The organism is Hymenobacter sp. AT01-02, from assembly GCF_000961955.2.
GTDB lineage: Bacteria > Bacteroidota > Bacteroidia > Cytophagales > Hymenobacteraceae > Hymenobacter > Hymenobacter mucosus.
This window is the reverse complement of sequence record NZ_JZIR02000052.1, coordinates 18,848-34,303: the sequence shown is the minus strand read 5'-3', so window position 1 is coordinate 34,303 and position 15,456 is coordinate 18,848. Positions and strand designations below refer to the sequence as shown.

Annotated in this window: 23 protein-coding genes; 8 read left to right on the top strand and 15 right to left on the bottom strand. The window is 52.2% G+C overall.

Annotated features, from left to right (window positions below; translation table 11 throughout):
• Position 1: 1 nt before the first annotated feature.
• The 5 genes from VI25_RS15725 to VI25_RS15700 all read right to left on the bottom strand — a co-directional run bounded on the left by VI25_RS15725 (position 2) and on the right by VI25_RS15700 (position 3,362).
• The gene (locus VI25_RS15725; RefSeq protein WP_045689416.1) at positions 2–442 is read right to left on the bottom strand and encodes a hypothetical protein; all 441 of its coding nucleotides are present in this window, start codon (positions 440–442) and stop codon (positions 2–4) included.
• A gap of 431 nt (positions 443–873) precedes the next feature.
• The gene (locus tag VI25_RS15715) at positions 874–1,425 is read right to left on the bottom strand and encodes a hypothetical protein (RefSeq protein ID WP_045689418.1); all 552 of its coding nucleotides are present in this window, start codon (positions 1,423–1,425) and stop codon (positions 874–876) included.
• Between the two features lie 4 nt (positions 1,426–1,429).
• Positions 1,430–2,635 (bottom strand): PBSX family phage terminase large subunit, encoded by a 1,206-nt coding sequence (locus VI25_RS15710; RefSeq protein WP_045689419.1) that lies wholly within the window; start codon positions 2,633–2,635, stop codon positions 1,430–1,432.
• Positions 2,632–2,928, bottom strand: a complete 297-nt coding sequence (locus VI25_RS15705) for a hypothetical protein (protein WP_045689420.1) — start codon at positions 2,926–2,928, stop codon at positions 2,632–2,634. Before VI25_RS15705 ends, VI25_RS15710 begins: the two co-directional genes overlap by 4 nt.
• A gap of 110 nt (positions 2,929–3,038) precedes the next feature.
• Positions 3,039–3,362, bottom strand: a complete 324-nt coding sequence (locus VI25_RS15700; protein ID WP_045689421.1) for a hypothetical protein — start codon at positions 3,360–3,362, stop codon at positions 3,039–3,041.
• A 106-nt stretch (positions 3,363–3,468) separates the two neighbouring features.
• On the opposite strand from VI25_RS15700, the gene VI25_RS28945 reads away from it, so the two are divergent.
• Positions 3,469–3,681: a DUF2158 domain-containing protein gene (locus VI25_RS28945; RefSeq protein ID WP_045689422.1), complete on the top strand. Its 213-nt coding sequence runs from the start codon at positions 3,469–3,471 to the stop codon at positions 3,679–3,681.
• Between the two features lie 87 nt (positions 3,682–3,768).
• Entirely contained in the window at positions 3,769–4,086 is a 318-nt protein-coding gene (locus VI25_RS15690; protein ID WP_045689423.1) for a hypothetical protein, read from the top strand.
• 8 nt (positions 4,087–4,094) lie between these two features.
• Here the strand turns inward: VI25_RS15690 and VI25_RS15685 are convergent, their stop codons facing one another.
• From VI25_RS15685 to VI25_RS15660, 6 genes are all read right to left on the bottom strand, one after another.
• Positions 4,095–4,616, bottom strand: a complete 522-nt coding sequence (locus tag VI25_RS15685) for a hypothetical protein (RefSeq protein ID WP_045689424.1) — start codon at positions 4,614–4,616, stop codon at positions 4,095–4,097.
• Positions 4,616–6,073 (bottom strand): replicative DNA helicase, encoded by a 1,458-nt coding sequence (locus tag VI25_RS15680; RefSeq protein WP_052695362.1) that lies wholly within the window; start codon positions 6,071–6,073, stop codon positions 4,616–4,618. The genes VI25_RS15685 and VI25_RS15680 overlap by 1 nt, the downstream gene beginning before the upstream one ends.
• Positions 6,070–6,864 (bottom strand): hypothetical protein, encoded by a 795-nt coding sequence (locus tag VI25_RS15675; RefSeq protein WP_052695363.1) that lies wholly within the window; start codon positions 6,862–6,864, stop codon positions 6,070–6,072. Before VI25_RS15675 ends, VI25_RS15680 begins: the two co-directional genes overlap by 4 nt.
• Before the next feature lie 95 nt (positions 6,865–6,959).
• Positions 6,960–7,466: a hypothetical protein gene (locus VI25_RS15670; RefSeq protein ID WP_045689425.1), complete on the bottom strand. Its 507-nt coding sequence runs from the start codon at positions 7,464–7,466 to the stop codon at positions 6,960–6,962.
• A gap of 99 nt (positions 7,467–7,565) precedes the next feature.
• Positions 7,566–7,859, bottom strand: coding sequence for a hypothetical protein (locus VI25_RS15665; RefSeq protein ID WP_045689426.1), 294 nt, complete (start codon positions 7,857–7,859; stop codon positions 7,566–7,568).
• Positions 7,860–8,199: 340 nt separating this feature from the next.
• Complete coding sequence (locus VI25_RS15660) at positions 8,200–8,559, bottom strand: hypothetical protein (protein WP_045689427.1); 360 nt, start codon at positions 8,557–8,559, stop codon at positions 8,200–8,202.
• A 368-nt stretch (positions 8,560–8,927) separates the two neighbouring features.
• Here VI25_RS15660 and VI25_RS15655 point away from each other — a divergent pair, with 368 nt between their 5' ends.
• The 4 genes from VI25_RS15655 to VI25_RS15640 all read left to right on the top strand — a co-directional run bounded on the left by VI25_RS15655 (position 8,928) and on the right by VI25_RS15640 (position 12,731).
• Complete coding sequence (locus VI25_RS15655) at positions 8,928–9,935, top strand: helix-turn-helix transcriptional regulator (protein ID WP_045689428.1); 1,008 nt, start codon at positions 8,928–8,930, stop codon at positions 9,933–9,935.
• 484 nt (positions 9,936–10,419) lie between these two features.
• Entirely contained in the window at positions 10,420–10,809 is a 390-nt protein-coding gene (locus VI25_RS15650) for a hypothetical protein (RefSeq protein WP_055562645.1), read from the top strand.
• Between the two features lie 331 nt (positions 10,810–11,140).
• A complete protein-coding gene (locus tag VI25_RS15645; RefSeq protein WP_045689430.1) occupies positions 11,141–12,151 on the top strand; it encodes a hypothetical protein in 1,011 nt (336 codons plus the stop codon).
• A 1-nt stretch (position 12,152) separates the two neighbouring features.
• A complete protein-coding gene (locus VI25_RS15640; RefSeq protein WP_055562644.1) occupies positions 12,153–12,731 on the top strand; it encodes a hypothetical protein in 579 nt (192 codons plus the stop codon).
• 97 nt (positions 12,732–12,828) lie between these two features.
• On the opposite strand, the gene VI25_RS15635 is transcribed toward VI25_RS15640, so the two are convergent.
• Positions 12,829–13,197 (bottom strand): hypothetical protein, encoded by a 369-nt coding sequence (locus VI25_RS15635; protein WP_045689432.1) that lies wholly within the window; start codon positions 13,195–13,197, stop codon positions 12,829–12,831.
• Positions 13,198–13,335: 138 nt separating this feature from the next.
• Between VI25_RS15635 and VI25_RS25955 the strand changes: the two genes are divergently transcribed.
• Positions 13,336–13,590, top strand: a complete 255-nt coding sequence (locus VI25_RS25955; protein ID WP_045689433.1) for an SHOCT domain-containing protein — start codon at positions 13,336–13,338, stop codon at positions 13,588–13,590.
• 40 nt (positions 13,591–13,630) lie between these two features.
• Positions 13,631–14,113 (top strand): DUF4274 domain-containing protein, encoded by a 483-nt coding sequence (locus tag VI25_RS15625; protein ID WP_052695364.1) that lies wholly within the window; start codon positions 13,631–13,633, stop codon positions 14,111–14,113.
• A gap of 81 nt (positions 14,114–14,194) precedes the next feature.
• Here VI25_RS15625 and VI25_RS15620 read toward each other — a convergent pair whose 3' ends face one another.
• The 3 genes from VI25_RS15620 to VI25_RS15610 form a co-directional block, all read right to left on the bottom strand.
• Positions 14,195–14,407, bottom strand: coding sequence for a hypothetical protein (locus VI25_RS15620; RefSeq protein ID WP_055562643.1), 213 nt, complete (start codon positions 14,405–14,407; stop codon positions 14,195–14,197).
• A gap of 165 nt (positions 14,408–14,572) precedes the next feature.
• Positions 14,573–14,854 (bottom strand): hypothetical protein, encoded by a 282-nt coding sequence (locus VI25_RS15615; protein ID WP_045689434.1) that lies wholly within the window; start codon positions 14,852–14,854, stop codon positions 14,573–14,575.
• A 184-nt stretch (positions 14,855–15,038) separates the two neighbouring features.
• A complete protein-coding gene (locus VI25_RS15610) occupies positions 15,039–15,329 on the bottom strand; it encodes a hypothetical protein (protein ID WP_045689435.1) in 291 nt (96 codons plus the stop codon).
• Between the last annotated feature and the right edge of the window lie 127 nt (positions 15,330–15,456).

Below are 15,456 nucleotides of genomic sequence, written 5' to 3'. Positions count from 1 at the left end.
ACTAGCACAGTTTAGCCCGCTGGGCAGGCGTGATATCCAACTGCATGACTACCGCATCCAGGTTGGCGTCGAACTCATTGTACTTGCTCACGATGTTGCGGGCCGTCACCTTCTGTAAGCTGTCGTCCTTTTCCAGAGCGGCCAGCAAGGCCAGGGCTTGCTGCAACAGCATATCCATGCGGGCTAGGCGGCGCTCTGGGTCATCGTTGATAGTGGCAAAGGCCAACACTGATATCGTGGCTTGGAAGGTGACAGTAGTGCGGGCGCCATACGTGTTGCGGTTAGGCGTTACCAACATCTTCGGCTCCACCAGCACTACGGAAGCATCGAAAGGCAGCTTATCGAGGTTGATGTTCTCTTCCTCCTTTTCACCATGAGCGAAGTAGCAGCCGGGAATGGCCGCTTCAGCGCAAGCGCGTAGGGTTGGGATGGGGTACTGCATAGGGTAGCTATATTTGGGCATGCGTCCTTTCAAGATCCTTTTGGTATCTACTCTGCTGCTGTTCGCTCTTCTGGGAGTAGCAGGACAGGATATGCCAATTCGATATGCGGCTTTTTGGCTAGCTCTTCTCTGGCCGATATGGATGCCTGTACTCGTGCTTGTACTCCTGAGGAAGTTCCTGAGAAAGCTGCTCCAGTAGCCTCACCGTTTCTGTAGCCGCTCCTGCTGCTGGTGCACCTGGTAACGGTAGTAGGCTTTGTGATTCTCCATCTCGATCATGTTGTTCACCTCGGGCCACGTGAGCTGGTAGAAGTAGTTCCACTTCGTCTTGTCGCCACCGGCTAGGGCATCGACTACCGCTAGCGTATCCCAGTCCTGCGAGAATTGCCCGATGTTGGCGGCCCGCTCCGCTTTGCTGGGTGGTATCTTCTTCAGGTTGGCGGCGTGGCCGCGACGGATGCGGTCGAACTCGGCAAAAAAAAATCCGTGAGGGGCAGTGCGTGCCGCAGCTTTACCGTGCCGCAGAGCTGCTCTAGCTCTAGGGCCTTATCCGAATCGTAGCCGCTGCCATCGTAGGCCGGTTGCAGAATGGTAGCCAGCACCGGTATCCGCAGCTGCGCCACGTTGTTGGCATGCTCCTGGATGAGAGCCCCGATATCGGCGGCCTGGCCGAAGGTCAACTCCTCCAAGGTGCTGAGGATAGGCACTTCCACATCACCGAGCAGAATGCTGGTGGGGCGCTCGAAGCTGGTGAGGTCGGGTACTGGCTCACTTAGGAAGAGAAGGGCGCTTAGCGCGCGGCGCAAGTGCTTGGGCGCCAGTTGTAGCAACTCTTCGGGGGAGCAGTCCAGCAACACGGCCAGGCAGGCCTGCATGGTTGCCTCATCACCCAGGGTAGCCAGCTGGGCGGCCTGAGCCAGGGTAACGCTGCCCCACTCCGTGGGCAGGGCAGCGAGGTGTGTCGTGAGGGAGATAACAAGCATAGGCTTAGCGGCGGCGCGTGGTGCCGAAGGTTTGAGAGACTGTGATAGGGGTATTCGTCTTGTGCTGCAGCGTATAGGAGTAAGTCCCGTAGCGCCCCGCGTCAATGGCATCATCGTTCACCTTCACGGGCTCGTCGAGGATGACGCCCGAGCGCAGGGTTTTCCACTTGTAGGCGCGTAGCTCTTTGATCAGGTCCACGCTGTCAGCCGTGACGAACAGGGGCTTGCTCTTCACGTCATCAATGCCCGCCTTGACGGCCTTATCGGCTTCGGTGATGGTGAAGCCCGCCCGCCGGATGTCCTCGATGATTTCGGGCCGCGCGTGGTCGGCATAGATGGTATCCCGCTTGTTGGGAATCAGCAGCTTCAGGTGCTCAATCAGGTCGGGCGTGGTGAGCTTGGACTGGTAGAGCTTCTGCTGCCAGTAGCGGGCTTCGGGCGTCTCACTGACTTCAACCAGAGAGGTGGGGTGGTTATAGCCGAAATCCAGCCCATAGCGGCGGTGCTGGGCCTGGCTGGGTACGAGGGCGCACTGCTGCCAGTGGGTGAAGATGGTGGTACCCGCTACGCCTCGCTCCCCCAGGCCATAGATGCGCCAGTAGTTGGGGTCGGCGGCCTCCAGCAAGCGTATCTCTTCCTCAATGCTAGCGGGTAGAAAAGGGTTGTCGCGGTAGGTACTTTGGATGAACACACAATCCGCGCGCGGAATCACTTCCTCATATATCCAGTGGAACTCCTCGCTTGGGTTGAAGTCTAGAAACAAGGTGCGCTCCGTGCGGAAGATGAGCTGGCGCCAATCCTCTAACCGTAGCTCGTTGGCTTCATTGGCTAGCAGGTAATGCCGCTTGCGGCCACGCACCTTCTGGGCATCATCAATGCTGAAGTACTCAATCTGACTGCCATTGGAGAAAGTATACAAGTGGTCCGTCTTGTTGTGATGCACCTGCTTCCATAGCCCTAGGCGCTCCAATTGCTCTTCTAGATCACGTAGTACTGTCGCCTTAAGGGCGGGCAGGGTTTCGCGCACCACGCTAAACAATACCCCTGCTTCCATCAGGCACAGGTAGATGGCCAGTTGCACCAAGCTTACCGTCTTGCTGCTACGGGTGCCGCCTTGGTTCACGACGATGCGCACGCCCGGGGTCTGGGCCGCGTCCAGGTTACGCGTGAAAACGCTGGTATGCCGGATGTCAAGCGTGCCGCTGCTCATGGTTGGCCCTCCCGCTTTACTTCCGTGAGCCGGATGGTCTGGATGTCAATCGGGCCACCGTCTTTACCGGTGTGCTCCTTGCGGCTGAGCTTGGGCCGCACGTACTCCTGTAACTGCAAAAAGGCTTCCACCCGCTTGGCGGGCGAGAGCTTTTCGATATCCTCCAGCAGCGTTTCGTCGAGCTTGCTCAACACGTCCTCAATCCGCTCCACGAGGGCGGTGGTAAACTTGTTTTTGGCGCCTTTTTTTCGGCCACCTTCTCCAGGTTGAAAAGAAGTTTTGGTTTTAGCCATTGCCCTAGAAGGCCCTATTTTAGGGCACTATGCAAGCTTCAACCATCCTGTGTAGGGACAAAACGCGCAGGCCCAAAAGCGTCGCGCAACTGCAAAAAGCGTCGCGCAGTTTACTGATTGACGTGCCGGAGCATGCGTCGGAGTTGTACGGTGCTTACGCCAAGGACTCGGGCTACCGTTGCTCGGGCCCGGGCCTGGGGCCAACTCGGGTGGGCATGCAGTAGATCAGCTACCATGCCGGCGGCACGCATGCAGTCCCCGATTGGGTAGGGCTTGGGCTTGGGTGGCTCCGGCGGGGCGGCGATGAAGTCGAGAATACGCCGGCGTTCTTGGGGAGCCAGTTGGGCCAGCACTTGCCGTAGCTGCTCGGCCGGCTGTTGCCATTGCGGGGATGCCTGGGCCAGGACGGGATAGAAGATGGGAGCAGTACGCATAGGGAGAAGGCAGTAGTATCTGGCAACAAGTGGACTATATCTATCAAGTAGGATTATATCCCACCGATTAGTAGGTTTGAAAACATTTTTTACTCAATACATTGTAATGGCAATCAAGGAGGGAGATACTGTGCGCCTCAAATCCGGGGGACCTATCATGACTGTTATTTCAGTTGCAGAAGACGGAGCAGTCGCTTGTATGTGGTGCGAGAATGGTAAATACATAGGTAAAAGTGACGCCCAGTGGTTTCCTTCTTACATCCTGTGGAGGGTGTTTGTGAGTAGTACAGGCGATTGGCTGGTAAGCCCGCAGCAGTAGCTAGCAAGACATGGGGTAAGCAGGGGCACATCTTGGATAAGGGGCATACATCGTGACTATGCAACCAGCCCCCTATCTTGAGGGCCTATGAAAAAACTATTCTTTATGATGGGCTGCCTGCTGGTGCTAGGCAGCTCGCCGGTGTGGGCACAAGGTGAGCCGGAAATGGCCGTAGTGCGGATTGATTTTGGTGCGCGCAAAGTGGTAATTACCCGCGGTGAGGGCAAAAGCGAAGTCACAGACTTTTCTATTCGCATGGGGTTGGAAAAATCTGCTCTGGATGCCACTGAACTCTACTACGCCACATTCAAAAAGCTCCAGCAGGAAGGCTATGAGTTGAAAGAGCGGCTGACTGCGAGTGAGAGTGCCCCTACTTTCCTCTTCGTCAAGGCCCCGAAGCCGTAACCAGTCGCTTAAGCAGCCGAACGGAGCGGCGGTGGGTCTAGCAGACGGAAGTAGCGGTGCGTTGCTGCTATCCAATGGTCCAGGGCCTGTTGCATGCGTTCGGTGGTCTTGGCTTGCACCTGCGCCAGCGCGGGCTGCAGGTAGAGCACCAGCGCGTCATCATCCTGCTCATAGGTAAAGCGCTCCTCGGGCCCGATGCCTCGCTCCTGCCGCCACGTGGCCAGCAGGTCTGCTACGTGGGGAGCCGCTTGCAGATACGCGTTGTAGGCTTCACCCAAGGCTTTGCGAGACTGGTCGAATTCGGCCAGGCGGCGCTGCCACTCACAGTTCTGCTCGTTTGGAGCCTGCGTAAGGGCGTGTACCGGCTTGACACGCTCCAGCATGATCTCTTGCATGGTGCGATGCAAGCGACCCAGGTGAATCAGCCACTGCGGCAGGGTGCGCATAGCCGCCGTGGGCTTGCGGAGTTGCTTGCCGGCCAGCGCACGCAGGGCGGCGGGGACGGGAAGTAAAGCGAGGTGCTGTTCCATCAGAAGCCGGGGTCTGTCTCGTCGGGCATGAACTCACTCGGGGTGGCCGTGCGCAGCACGGGGCGCACCTCACTGCTGAGTGAGCCCGCAGGTGTCACTACCGGCACTACCGTGTCGATATCGAAGTAGCGGCCGTTGGGCAGGGTGCTGCCAATCACGACCTCATCCAACGGGCCGTTGCGGTGCTTGCCGAAGATGATGTAGGACAGGTCCGTCGTGGGGTTGCCCATATCGTCTTCCTTGATGCCGTAATAATCGGGGCGGTAGGGAAACACGACGATATCGGCGTCCTGCTCGATGTCGCCGGATTCGCGTAGGTCACTGAGTTGGGGCTTCTTGTCGCCGCCCCGTTGCTCGGTGGCGCGGCTGAGCTGGGCCAGGGCGAGGATGGGCACGCCCAGTTCCTTGGCCGTTTGCTTCAGGGCGCGGGTGATGGAGCCGATTTCCACCGTGCGGGTTTGCCCTGGCGTGCCCGTCATCAACTGCAGGTAGTCGATGACGATGAACTGAATGTCGTGCTCGGCTTTGAGGCGGGCGGCTTTGGCGCGCAGCTCCCCAATGGAGAGGGCCGGCGTTTCGTCAATGAACAGCGGGGCCTTTCGTAAGCGGCCCGCCCGCTCCCGGATGGACTCGGCTTCGTCGGTCGTGAGGTTGACGCCGCGCTGCAGCTGGGAGGTGGTGTACACGCCCAGTTCGGTGGTAATCATCTTGCGCACGAGCTGCTTATCCTCCATCTCCAGGGAGAAGAATACCCCGGGCTTGCCGGCGAAAGCGGCTTCGCGGGCCATGTAGAGCGCCCAGGTAGTTTTGCCCATGCCAGGCCGCGCGGCAATGATGACCAGGTCGCCGGGCTGCCAGCCGCCGGTTATCTTGTCTACCGTGCGCAGGCCACTGGTAACCCCGGTTAGCCCTTCCGGCTGCTGGGTGGCGAAGACGATGGTATCGACTACTTCATCGTAGAGCTCGGCCACGGCCTTGGGGCGTTTTAGCTCCAGCCCGTTGTGCACGGCCCCTAGCGAGGCTTGGGCCTTCGCTAGCAGCTCATGCACGTCGGCATCGGGCTTGGCCGCTTCGTAGCTCAGGCGCTGGCCGATTTCTACCGTCAGGCGTTTGGCGTGCAGGCGTAGCAGAAAGTGGCAGTAGGTGGTGATGTTCTGCCCGCGGGGCGCGGCGGCGTAGAGGTCGGTGACGCTGACCTTGCCGCGGACGGCCTGCATCTGGCCCGAGGCCACCAGGCGGTGGTTGACGCTGAGATGGTCCACGTGCAGCCCTTCGGCGTAGAGGGCCTGCACGGCCCGGAAGATGGCGCGGTGGGGATGCTGGGTGAAGATGGCGTCGCCAGCGCGGCCCAGCAGGCCGATGCCGTCGCGCAAGCCGTGGTCGTTGCTGAGCAGGATGCCGAGCACGGCGCGCTCGAGCTCCACGATGTCAAGATTCGGATTTTCCAGGTTGATCATAGGCGCACACCGCTTTGGCGGTGAATCGTGTCGTGAATGTTTTTGGGTGGCACGGTGCCCGCGGAGCCTTTACTGCCTGGCCCGTTTCGGGGCTGAGGAGTGCCGGGAGTAACCAACCGACCTTCTCGCTGGTCGCGCCGCATGGAGCCGCGAATGGTGGCTACCCAGTCTTTCTTCTTCTCGCCCTTGCTATCACTCCAATCCAAGAGCGAAGCGTGATAATACTCCAGATCGGCGCCAGCGAAGCGAGCATCATCTAGAGCTTGCCAAGCCAGTAGGAAGGCGGCGAAGCTGGCTACTGGGGAATCTCGCATCAGACAATTCACCAAAACCGGCGAGGTAGGTGCCGAGACGGTAGTCTTTTTTTTCGTTTGGTTTGGTTTACGTTTAATGATGTCTGAAGCATTCTTGCTCGAAACACTGTCACTTTCACTGTCGGATTCACTGCCACTTGCACTGTCACATTCCTCCCGAATACCCTGTAATTTTTCCAGGGTATTCTTGGAGGTAGACCGGAGCAATAAGAGGCGGTACGTAGAGGGTGTTCGTTTCACCCCAGGAGTGAAATCAATCAGTGCGTGTTGCTTGAGTCGGTTGCGAGCAGCAATTAGGGTTTTCTCCGAAACCCCGAGGGTCGCACCGATAAGCGCGTTGGATTGCTGAAAGGGATTCTTCCATTGGAGGCCGTTCGAGATTTCTAGCAGGTAGAAATACAAGTCAGCTTCAACGCTGGAAAAAGGCACCTCCCGACGCAATTGCCAGAACTGGTTGATGAGCGTGAGGTAATTCATGAGGGTAAGCAGATGAGGGTTCGGTTCCCTGTAGATCCGAATCCGCTTGGCCTAGATTGCCGGAACACTGTTATAGCCGACCACTCGGTAGAATTCTATTTGGAGCCAGCTACCAGCTTGGGAATAGTAGAGGCTTCAGGCAGAAAAGGACACCGCTCTTGTGCCACTTGGCGCAGTGGCTGAACTGGTTCAACTGCCATGTACTCATTGGTCACAAGCGCCCATAGTTGCTCAGCTGGTTCGCTAGAGTCGTATCTGATTTGGTACTCAGCAAACTGCTCCAGTCCATCCAGAACCGCCTCTTGCATTCTTCCAACTTCACTCCAGAGTTGCTGGCTGATTTCCTGAGCAATCGTGGTTCCTTCCATACGGTCCATGGGCACTGTAACAGTTTTGCCAGTCCGATCACGTAACGTTACCTCACAAACACCGTGTTCAGTAGCTTGAAAAACAGCATTATACAAAGCAATTAAAGCCTTATAAGCATTCTGTTTAGACTGCAGATTTAGCTTGGCATCCTGTGACATCACGGCGCTAACATCCGCTTTGCGAAGCTCTTTAATCGTATGCTGAAATTCGTTCGAAGATGGGGTAGTAATCATGGTTGGTTCTTTAAAAATTAACACTAGTTGCTTTCGTTGCACTCTTTTCTCTACCGTTCATTAAGCGGCGTCTGACAGTTCACCGAGGAAGATGCGTACCTAGCGTTCAGTGACGCGGTAGCCTTTCTTCTCTCCTACTAAGGAGTAGCCAATCTTGCCCTCAGTAATGAGCGTGCGCACCGTTTTCTCGCTGGCGTCCAGCCGCTCGGTGAGTAGGCCATTCCAGGGACGCGTGGGGTCGGGCTCCCCTCCCACTCGGTACACGACGCTCATTGCCTTCTCGAAGCCTTCGGTGCGGGCCAGCTCGGCGGCGTGGGTGAGCAGTACTTCTTTTTCTAAATCGGGGCTCGACACCTTCAGCGTGCCACCTCCAGCTAAGGGTATTTCTAGCATGCTTGTGGAGAATAAGAGTATAGTGGTATGACTCGGCAGTTATCTTCCAACACAGCTTCTAGACGAGCCTGCTGCTCTAATGTGAGGGCTTCGTGCAATTCCTCTTGGAGAGAAGGATATTCTGCACTGAGTGTCATATGCACGGCATTGAAATTTTCAACTGGGTGCAAGGGCAGTAAGGCTGATCGGAGCACAGCCGCCGCAACCGGGCGTTCAGCAGGATTTATTGGAGAATCAGGGGCAGGGATAGTGAACATGCGTATGAAGTTTTTGCCCTATCTTTATAGAGCGTAATGAAGTTTTAGCACCTTGGGCGGTAGCACGGCCAGGGTGCTTTTTTTTAAGCTGTGCGGAGAAAACGAAGCGTTACCTGATCAGCACATGGGTAGTAGAGTAGGTCGCCCACAGCATAGTCTTCCACTCGGATTTCCTCCAGCGTGGCTGGCGCTGATCCAAACCATTGTTCCTGCACGAAGACGGATGCGTATTCCGTTGCTGCGCGTAGGTGGATACTAACTTCCCCCGGAACGTATACCATCAGGCCATCTGGAGTAGTCGCATACCCGATAATGAGCTGCTTTTCCAGTAGAAACCCGGTTTCAGGACAGCGGCGCTGTAGGTGAGAGCGAGCTTCAGGAAAGGCAATAGCGATTTGTGCGCCGTCTGGTAGCAGCAGACGGCACGAAGTGTTTCTCTTCATGAGCGTAACGAAAAAGTTTAGGAAGGAACAGGATGTAATTGTGCCGCCTGCCAGACGGCGAAACCTTCTGGGTTAGTTTCTTTGGCTAGTGCCTCGACTGCTGACCAGTGCTTATTAGTAGTCTGCTCACGGCGTACAACCTGAGACAGATTTGTGACTGTTTTGAGACCGGTGCGTTCAGCTAGAACAGCGAGATATCCAATAGGCATTAATGCTCTGATGTGCATCCGCTCACTACGCGTATCCAAGGCTGTTTCCCACATAACCGTATATTGCGCTCGCCATTTATGATGATGATGGCATAAATGTATACACAGTTGCGTCAAATAACAACAACTGTGGGAATATTTATTTCAAACAGTTGCGTAATGCCACAGCAGACTACTATAAATCAAAGAGTGCAAGAGTTGATTGATACCTTCTCAGCAGGAAACAAGTCTGCTTTTGCAAGATCTGTAGGCATTAGCAATCAGAGCGTTAATGAAATAGTCGGTGCTCGACAAAGTGCCCCATCTTTTAAGGCAATCCAGAAGCTCCTACTTGCCTTCACAGAAGTGCGTCCAGAGTGGTTAATAAATGGCGATGGAGAAATGCTACACCAGGAAGAGGTAAATGCTGGAGCGCCTGAGGGTGGAACATTCAATGAAGTATTCTATGGCCCTAATGCAGACAATTGGATGCGTATAAGTGAAGCACTTACTCACTTAAGACATGCTAGTAATAAAGAGGAGGCAAAAGCTCAATATGTACATATCAAAAAAATGTTGGCTGATGTATTATCTAGTACTAATAGCCTCGATAATGCTGTAATTGAGTCATTATTACATATTCAGCACCATGACTTGGCATATGCCTACCTTACAAAAGAAGAAAGGAATGAAATTAAGCTTGTAGGTAATGACCTTGTGACCCATTATATAACTGTGGGAAGAGAAGACAAAGAGTTCATTAACTCTCTTCCGTCCATTAACATACCTGACCCTATCTATCAAAATGGCCTGTTCCGATGCTTTCAAATAGCTGATGATTCGATGGCACCTTCACTTTCTGCTGGCACCTATATTATAGGTAAGTACTTAGAAGAATGGCAGAATAATATTCAAAGCAACACTACTCATATTGTTGTAACACAAGATGGAATAATCATTAGGCGGGCTGTGAACGCGTCGCCTATTGAAGATATCTTACATATGATTCCAGATAACCGGTCATATGCAACACTGAAAATTAAATACGAACACATTCGAGAGATCTGGGTAGCAGTTTCTACTATCACTCACAATTTATCAAATACCTCAATTGATTACGCAGCGGAAGTAGCACGTTTGCGAGCTGACGTAGAAGAGATAAAATCTAGTTTGCCAACTAAGAAATAATCAGGAACTGCTGTTGACACATGCCCTACGTCTCGTACCTATTCTCTCTATTCCCTTAGAGAGTTCATTTACTCTAGCCTGTTCAAGCGCATCGTAATTATTGCGCTCCTGCCAAGCCCTTATATCGCTCAATCTGACCCGCCGGCCACGTCCTGTATCAGAGCAGCTGACTGAGTTCATATGGCGTCGATGCGTTACGGGTAGTTTGAAGTATGATCTCACCGTACCCGGATCCAGTGCAAGAAGTTGAGCAACTTCCTCTATGGCAAACTGAGGATCTGGCTTTAGAGTAGCCATATATTGCTGAGCCTGCTGTTCAAATATCCGTAGTAGTAGACTACGCAGTGGCTCGTCGAGAGGTAGGGTTATAGTTTCCATATACCAGTATATCGAAATAACACCCTACGCCACCCTAAAAGCGACGGGGCGGAAGCGCTGGGAGTTGCCGCTGGAGGGGGAAGCGGAGTAAATCACTTAAATCTACATGCCTTTTCGTTTCAATCCTCTGCGTTATCAAGACGGCCAGCCACGCATCAATTGGCTACCCCTGCTCGGCTGGGTGCTATTACTCAGTACAGCTCTATTGGGCTTTGTATACTCCACTACCCGCGCCGTACCTAGTAGGCAACTCCGACACCCCGCCGCTGTCCTGGTTCAGGATGCCACGTTGCGTTCTGTAGCTGCTGATGAAATGCACTCCTCCACTGTAGAAGTGCTCCAGTTGGGCGATACAGTAGACGTGCAGTCTATTCAGTCCGATGGCTGGTGCTTGGTAACATTACCCCAAACGCCTCTGTCCAATGGTCGAGGCGGCACCGGCTACATTCAGCGGCGTTTCCTGGCTTTGCCGGATTCTGTCGTAGCTGTACCATAGAAAGGCATCTTCAGCAGGCCGCTAGAAACACGAAGCCCCGATCAGCCGATGGTCGGGGCTGTTTTGCTTGGTATCAGTTGTAGGACTGTAGGAAGATCAAATGTAAGTGTAGATATTGCCTTGCTAATCCGTACTAGAATTTACCGGTTTAGCCACCTAGTTCTTTTCATATCATGTTCTTTATCGCTACTAGAAGTCAAGGCTTACGCAACGCATGAAGGGCAGTATATGAAGCGTTTACAATGATCTATTGAAAACGCTAGGAGCCAAAACCTCACTCATAGATCTGGTGTCGTCAATCATTTTTACTCTAAACAATTCGCTTCAGATTATGACGCGCAAGCTTAAACTCAGCACTTTTCTTTTTCGCATTAAACGCATGAACCGCAGTGAGTTCATTGCGTTTGATGATTTCTTTACAATTAATTTCAACGGCAAATTAATCAATAGACCATTTATTGATTTTTTTAAGAAGTACGCCCAAAGTTTTGGCGGTAAATTTCATGTTCAGCTAAAAACAAATAAGGCTATTAATTTAGATGACTCCCCTTCTAGATTCGTATTTCATTCAGGCAGTCGTACTGTGTTCGCTGAATTTGAAGGTGGCTCTACTGGTTTTGTAACTAAGTTTAAAAGGCACGATAATGCAAATGATCCTGAAGCATTCGTTGCGACAAATGAGCACGTGAGTGCTCATGCTTATCACTCTTTGCTATGGTTTCCTTCCGATGCTGACTTTGGAGTCTTGATGATCCAAGGATATGGTGAATCATCGATGGCTGACATCGTAAAAAATCATTTTGCAAAGTTTGTGCAAGATCAGAATCCTGATTACAAAATCGTGTATAGCAATTACATTGATGCAGAGCTGGTTGAACAGTTTAAAGACAATGCTGTTGTAGACAGGGTTGTCTTAAGAAGAAGGCGTCTTTCTTCTGACCGAGCAGAGCGTGTCACTAAATTAAATGACGTTCCGGGCGGAAAATTAAATATAGAGATAGTTATAAGCGGCCTTAAGAAGTTGGATGGCTTTACAGACAGACTCACTCGCTTTATAGAAGGCAAAGAGCCAGAACTCTTCGAGATAGAAGACTTGAGGGAGTATGGTATTGATGGCGACCATGACACTCTCGTTCAATTTGAGTCTGATGGACGCAAAGCCCTGGGTTCTAGTGCTAAAGAATTTAGTATAAGCCCTGACTTGTATATTCCTGAAAGTGAAGTAACTTGCAATGTAGCTGGAGAAGCTAATCTGAAGGAATTGCAGAAATTTATGCTAAACAGATTAGCCAAAATACAGTTTGAATCCAACTACAAAGGGCCCTCTAAAATGTACACTTGACATGGACTTCAAAATTGATGTAACAGGAATAATTGCTGCACACCGGCGGTCAATAGTTAATGCGAATACCAACAGACCCGCTGTCTCTGATTGGGTATCTTTTGTTGTGCTTCCTGTAGCTTTCTCAGCAATCCTAATGTCATTCAAGGTCTACCTTGATAGTGACTTAGTAAACACAATAATTTCCGCTTTCTCTATTTTTGTGGGCCTTCTGCTCAATGTAATTGTTGTTCTATTTGACATAATAAGATCAACCTCAGATCGTAAGATAAAACTTGATGTCTTGGAAGAAACTTTAGCTAATATTTCATTTGCAATAGTATTAGCATTGTTCTGCATTATGTTTTCCTTTACTACCCAAATTAAAAGGTGGGACTGGGTATCCCCTACTGCCAATGCAATAAATTATTATCTTCTAGGATTATTTATTACAACACTTTTAATGATAATTAAGCGTATGTATGCGTTATTCTATGACGAAATTAATGAAGCCAAAAAGAGAATAAGGAAACTAGAGGAAGACGAATATTTGGCAGAGCTTGAACGCAAAGAGAGTGAACAGAATAATCAAATTCAATAACTCTGGTCACTCTGTCAGGAGAATATAAAATACAAACAGCCCCGACCTCAAGTAGGCCAGGGCTGTTTTACTTATAGCAAAGGGAAGGAATGAGCGGTTATTGTGCATCCGGCGCCGCTGTGGGGTCTCCTACCACTTGGTCAGGCAGCAGACTGGCAGCAGACTCGTTCGTGCTTCTACTGCTACTCGAACCAGACACGACCCCCAACCCAAGCTGCGCCAGTACGCCCTGCGGATACACCGTGTAGCGAATCTGCTGGATCGAAAACACGGTTGGATAGGCAACGATTTCACTATGCAAGGCCGGCATGCCACTCGACTTACAGATAGCAGCCACCTGGTTCTGCAACAACGGGATGTAGTCCGCATGAACATGCTGCGCAACAAAGCATTGCACGTACAAGGAGTCGGTTACTTGCGTTAGCCTACTAAAGTCCTGAACGTTGGAAATGGGCGAGGAAGGCATACCGATAGTATTAGGTGAAGGATAAGGGCGAACAGTTTCAATCTCGTACTAGTCCCACGTATATCCTATCCGTGCTGCTACGGATTTATGTGCTTATAGCAGTACATTTCGGCAATCTGAAATAGTATAGCTCTTTCTATGCTCTTAACTCTACTCCTCTTTCTAGGCGATATTGGTGGTACCGAGTTGCTCATCATTCTGCTTCTGCTGCTGGCCCTAATCCTATCCGCTATCTGGCGACTACTACGGCCAGCTAAGCCGACCGTTATCGTGCAACAGCCGAGCCCTCCCATGTCCGTAGCCGATGAATTACTCAAGCTACAACAGCTACGCGAGCAGGGCGTCCTGACGACTCAGGAGTTCGAGGAGCAGAAGCGGCGGTTGCTGCGGTAGAACGGATGATAACTTTTGACTACTTACCTACACTCCGAAAATGGATTATACTGTACCAGAAGAGCGAGTGCACCTCCTAGCTGAAAAATTCTTTGAGTTTAGCTTTGAGGAGCGCGAGCCCGATAAGGCGTTCTTTGATTCCCTCACTAATCCGGTTGAGCTGCATATCATCGCGGGCCTCTACAACTGGGACGATGGCACGGAAGTCCTCACGTGGATAATCAACAGCCCGATCTGCGATAAGGCCACGGCCGCCATGATCTTCTGGCATGCCCAGCCCAGTTTCTACACGGAGTTTGACGATGAGCAAGAGCTTACGTGGGAAACCGATGTGTACCTGCTGGTGCGCAGAATCATGGCTAACTGGGAAGCCGGCTTCTACCGGACCAACTTAATTACATATGACCCTCGGCAAGACGTGAAGGCGGAGCCAGTGGACTCAACGTACCCTAATCCGAAGTGGAATATTCCAGACTACGTAAAGCAGCCGCAGGTTGGGCAATTTGCCGTTGAGTTGTATTGAGTTTCGCCATTGTATAAACAAACAGCCCCGACCTACTTGAGGTCGGGGCTGTGTATTTCCAGGTCAGCAGGCTTTCCGAGCTTAGCGCACGTGAAAGCCTTTTTCTTCCCAGGCTTTGACATTGTGGGTGCGCACAAAGCGCGTTTCAATATGTCCCCAGGCATCTTGCTTGTACATCACCGTTTTGCCTTCCTCCCGCTTTTGCAAAGCGATGAGTTGTTCGGCATGGGATAGGACCGGCACAGCGACTTCGATGGCCTTAGGGGGACGGGAACGTTTCACAGAAGTAGACATATAGAGGGTAACGTAAGGTAGTGACAAATAAGTGCACTACCTGAATGGCTGCGTTTTATCCGCAAGTACCCCCCATGCATTACGCTCACGCGCAGCACCCATCAAAAAAGCCCCTCTAACGCGGAGGGGCTTTTTAGTACATGCTTCAGGGAAGTTGACCAGAGATTACCCTCCCAGTCCGTTGTAGTAGTACTGCCAGTAGATTCGATCCTCTTGGCTCAGGCTTGGATCGGCCAGAATCGTGAGGACATCGGCCCGCTCCGCGGCGACTACATCGGCGGTGTGCGTTTGCTGAAAAGCAATGCCTTCCTCGTACGCGCGGGTGCGTAATGCACGCAGGTCTTCGGCTACGATGACCGTTGTTGGCGCTGCTGTAGCAGTACTGGTAGTCAGGGCATTGCTCACCAAGGCGAGACCTAACAGGGGCAACATGATGGACGCTTTCATAAGGATACGGCTAGATGGAGTATAGCCGAAAGTAGCGCCCTACCGTGTCCTTGCCAAGGCACATTGCCCCCCTTTTGTGACATGCCTTTTAGCTCAGGCTCTTCCCCCACATTTATTGAGCATAGCCTTTAATGCCGGTAAGGCCGAAGGCCATGGGGTGCGACGCGACCTAACCCGACTACGATCAGGTCGTATGGGGCTGTTTCGCTCTTGCGAGATAATGGTCATCAATGGCCTTGTCCATTTCCTGCTGAAAAGTAATGAGCAGCCGCTGGCGTTCCTGCTCGGGCATGCTCTGCAGGGCTTGCTCGAACGTCAGGCGGTACACGTGCGCCATAAACGTAGCACCGTACGTGGTGAAGAACCCATCGTGCACCTTGCTGAAGGCTAGCTTCTCAGCCGAAGAAATGGAGAGTGAAAGGGCCAGCCATTCTTTGGCATTGTTGGCTAAGCTAAGTTGTAGGTCCGTATCCATAGGAGAGCGAAAGAGAAACGAAAAGGGTAAATGCCCACGTGGCAGGCCGCTTGCTGCTGTCTTTTCCAAGCGCCATGGAACGGCACCCCCATGATGCCTTTCTACAAGGTACGCTTATTCCGCTCAA

Excerpts from the sequence above, each read along its gene's own strand:
- VI25_RS15725 (WP_045689416.1), bottom strand. The coding sequence starts at position 442 with ATGCAGTACCCCATCCCAACCCTACGCGCTTGCGCTGAAGCGGCCATT.
- VI25_RS15715 (WP_045689418.1), bottom strand. The coding sequence starts at position 1,425 with ATGCTTGTTATCTCCCTCACGACACACCTCGCTGCCCTGCCCACGGAG.
- VI25_RS15710 (WP_045689419.1), bottom strand. The coding sequence starts at position 2,635 with ATGAGCAGCGGCACGCTTGACATCCGGCATACCAGCGTTTTCACGCGT.
- VI25_RS15705 (WP_045689420.1), bottom strand. The coding sequence starts at position 2,928 with ATGGCTAAAACCAAAACTTCTTTTCAACCTGGAGAAGGTGGCCGAAAA.
- VI25_RS15700 (WP_045689421.1), bottom strand. The coding sequence starts at position 3,362 with ATGCGTACTGCTCCCATCTTCTATCCCGTCCTGGCCCAGGCATCCCCG.
- VI25_RS28945 (WP_045689422.1), top strand. The coding sequence starts at position 3,469 with ATGGCAATCAAGGAGGGAGATACTGTGCGCCTCAAATCCGGGGGACCT.
- VI25_RS15690 (WP_045689423.1), top strand. The coding sequence starts at position 3,769 with ATGAAAAAACTATTCTTTATGATGGGCTGCCTGCTGGTGCTAGGCAGC.
- VI25_RS15685 (WP_045689424.1), bottom strand. The coding sequence starts at position 4,616 with ATGGAACAGCACCTCGCTTTACTTCCCGTCCCCGCCGCCCTGCGTGCG.
- VI25_RS15680 (WP_052695362.1), bottom strand. The coding sequence starts at position 6,073 with ATGATCAACCTGGAAAATCCGAATCTTGACATCGTGGAGCTCGAGCGC.
- VI25_RS15675 (WP_052695363.1), bottom strand. The coding sequence starts at position 6,864 with ATGAATTACCTCACGCTCATCAACCAGTTCTGGCAATTGCGTCGGGAG.
- VI25_RS15670 (WP_045689425.1), bottom strand. The coding sequence starts at position 7,466 with ATGATTACTACCCCATCTTCGAACGAATTTCAGCATACGATTAAAGAG.
- VI25_RS15665 (WP_045689426.1), bottom strand. The coding sequence starts at position 7,859 with ATGCTAGAAATACCCTTAGCTGGAGGTGGCACGCTGAAGGTGTCGAGC.
- VI25_RS15660 (WP_045689427.1), bottom strand. The coding sequence starts at position 8,559 with ATGAAGAGAAACACTTCGTGCCGTCTGCTGCTACCAGACGGCGCACAA.
- VI25_RS15655 (WP_045689428.1), top strand. The coding sequence starts at position 8,928 with ATGCCACAGCAGACTACTATAAATCAAAGAGTGCAAGAGTTGATTGAT.
- VI25_RS15650 (WP_055562645.1), top strand. The coding sequence starts at position 10,420 with ATGCCTTTTCGTTTCAATCCTCTGCGTTATCAAGACGGCCAGCCACGC.
- VI25_RS15645 (WP_045689430.1), top strand. The coding sequence starts at position 11,141 with ATGACGCGCAAGCTTAAACTCAGCACTTTTCTTTTTCGCATTAAACGC.
- VI25_RS15640 (WP_055562644.1), top strand. The coding sequence starts at position 12,153 with ATGGACTTCAAAATTGATGTAACAGGAATAATTGCTGCACACCGGCGG.
- VI25_RS15635 (WP_045689432.1), bottom strand. The coding sequence starts at position 13,197 with ATGCCTTCCTCGCCCATTTCCAACGTTCAGGACTTTAGTAGGCTAACG.
- VI25_RS25955 (WP_045689433.1), top strand. The coding sequence starts at position 13,336 with ATGCTCTTAACTCTACTCCTCTTTCTAGGCGATATTGGTGGTACCGAG.
- VI25_RS15625 (WP_052695364.1), top strand. The coding sequence starts at position 13,631 with ATGGATTATACTGTACCAGAAGAGCGAGTGCACCTCCTAGCTGAAAAA.
- VI25_RS15620 (WP_055562643.1), bottom strand. The coding sequence starts at position 14,407 with ATGTCTACTTCTGTGAAACGTTCCCGTCCCCCTAAGGCCATCGAAGTC.
- VI25_RS15615 (WP_045689434.1), bottom strand. The coding sequence starts at position 14,854 with ATGAAAGCGTCCATCATGTTGCCCCTGTTAGGTCTCGCCTTGGTGAGC.
- VI25_RS15610 (WP_045689435.1), bottom strand. The coding sequence starts at position 15,329 with ATGGATACGGACCTACAACTTAGCTTAGCCAACAATGCCAAAGAATGG.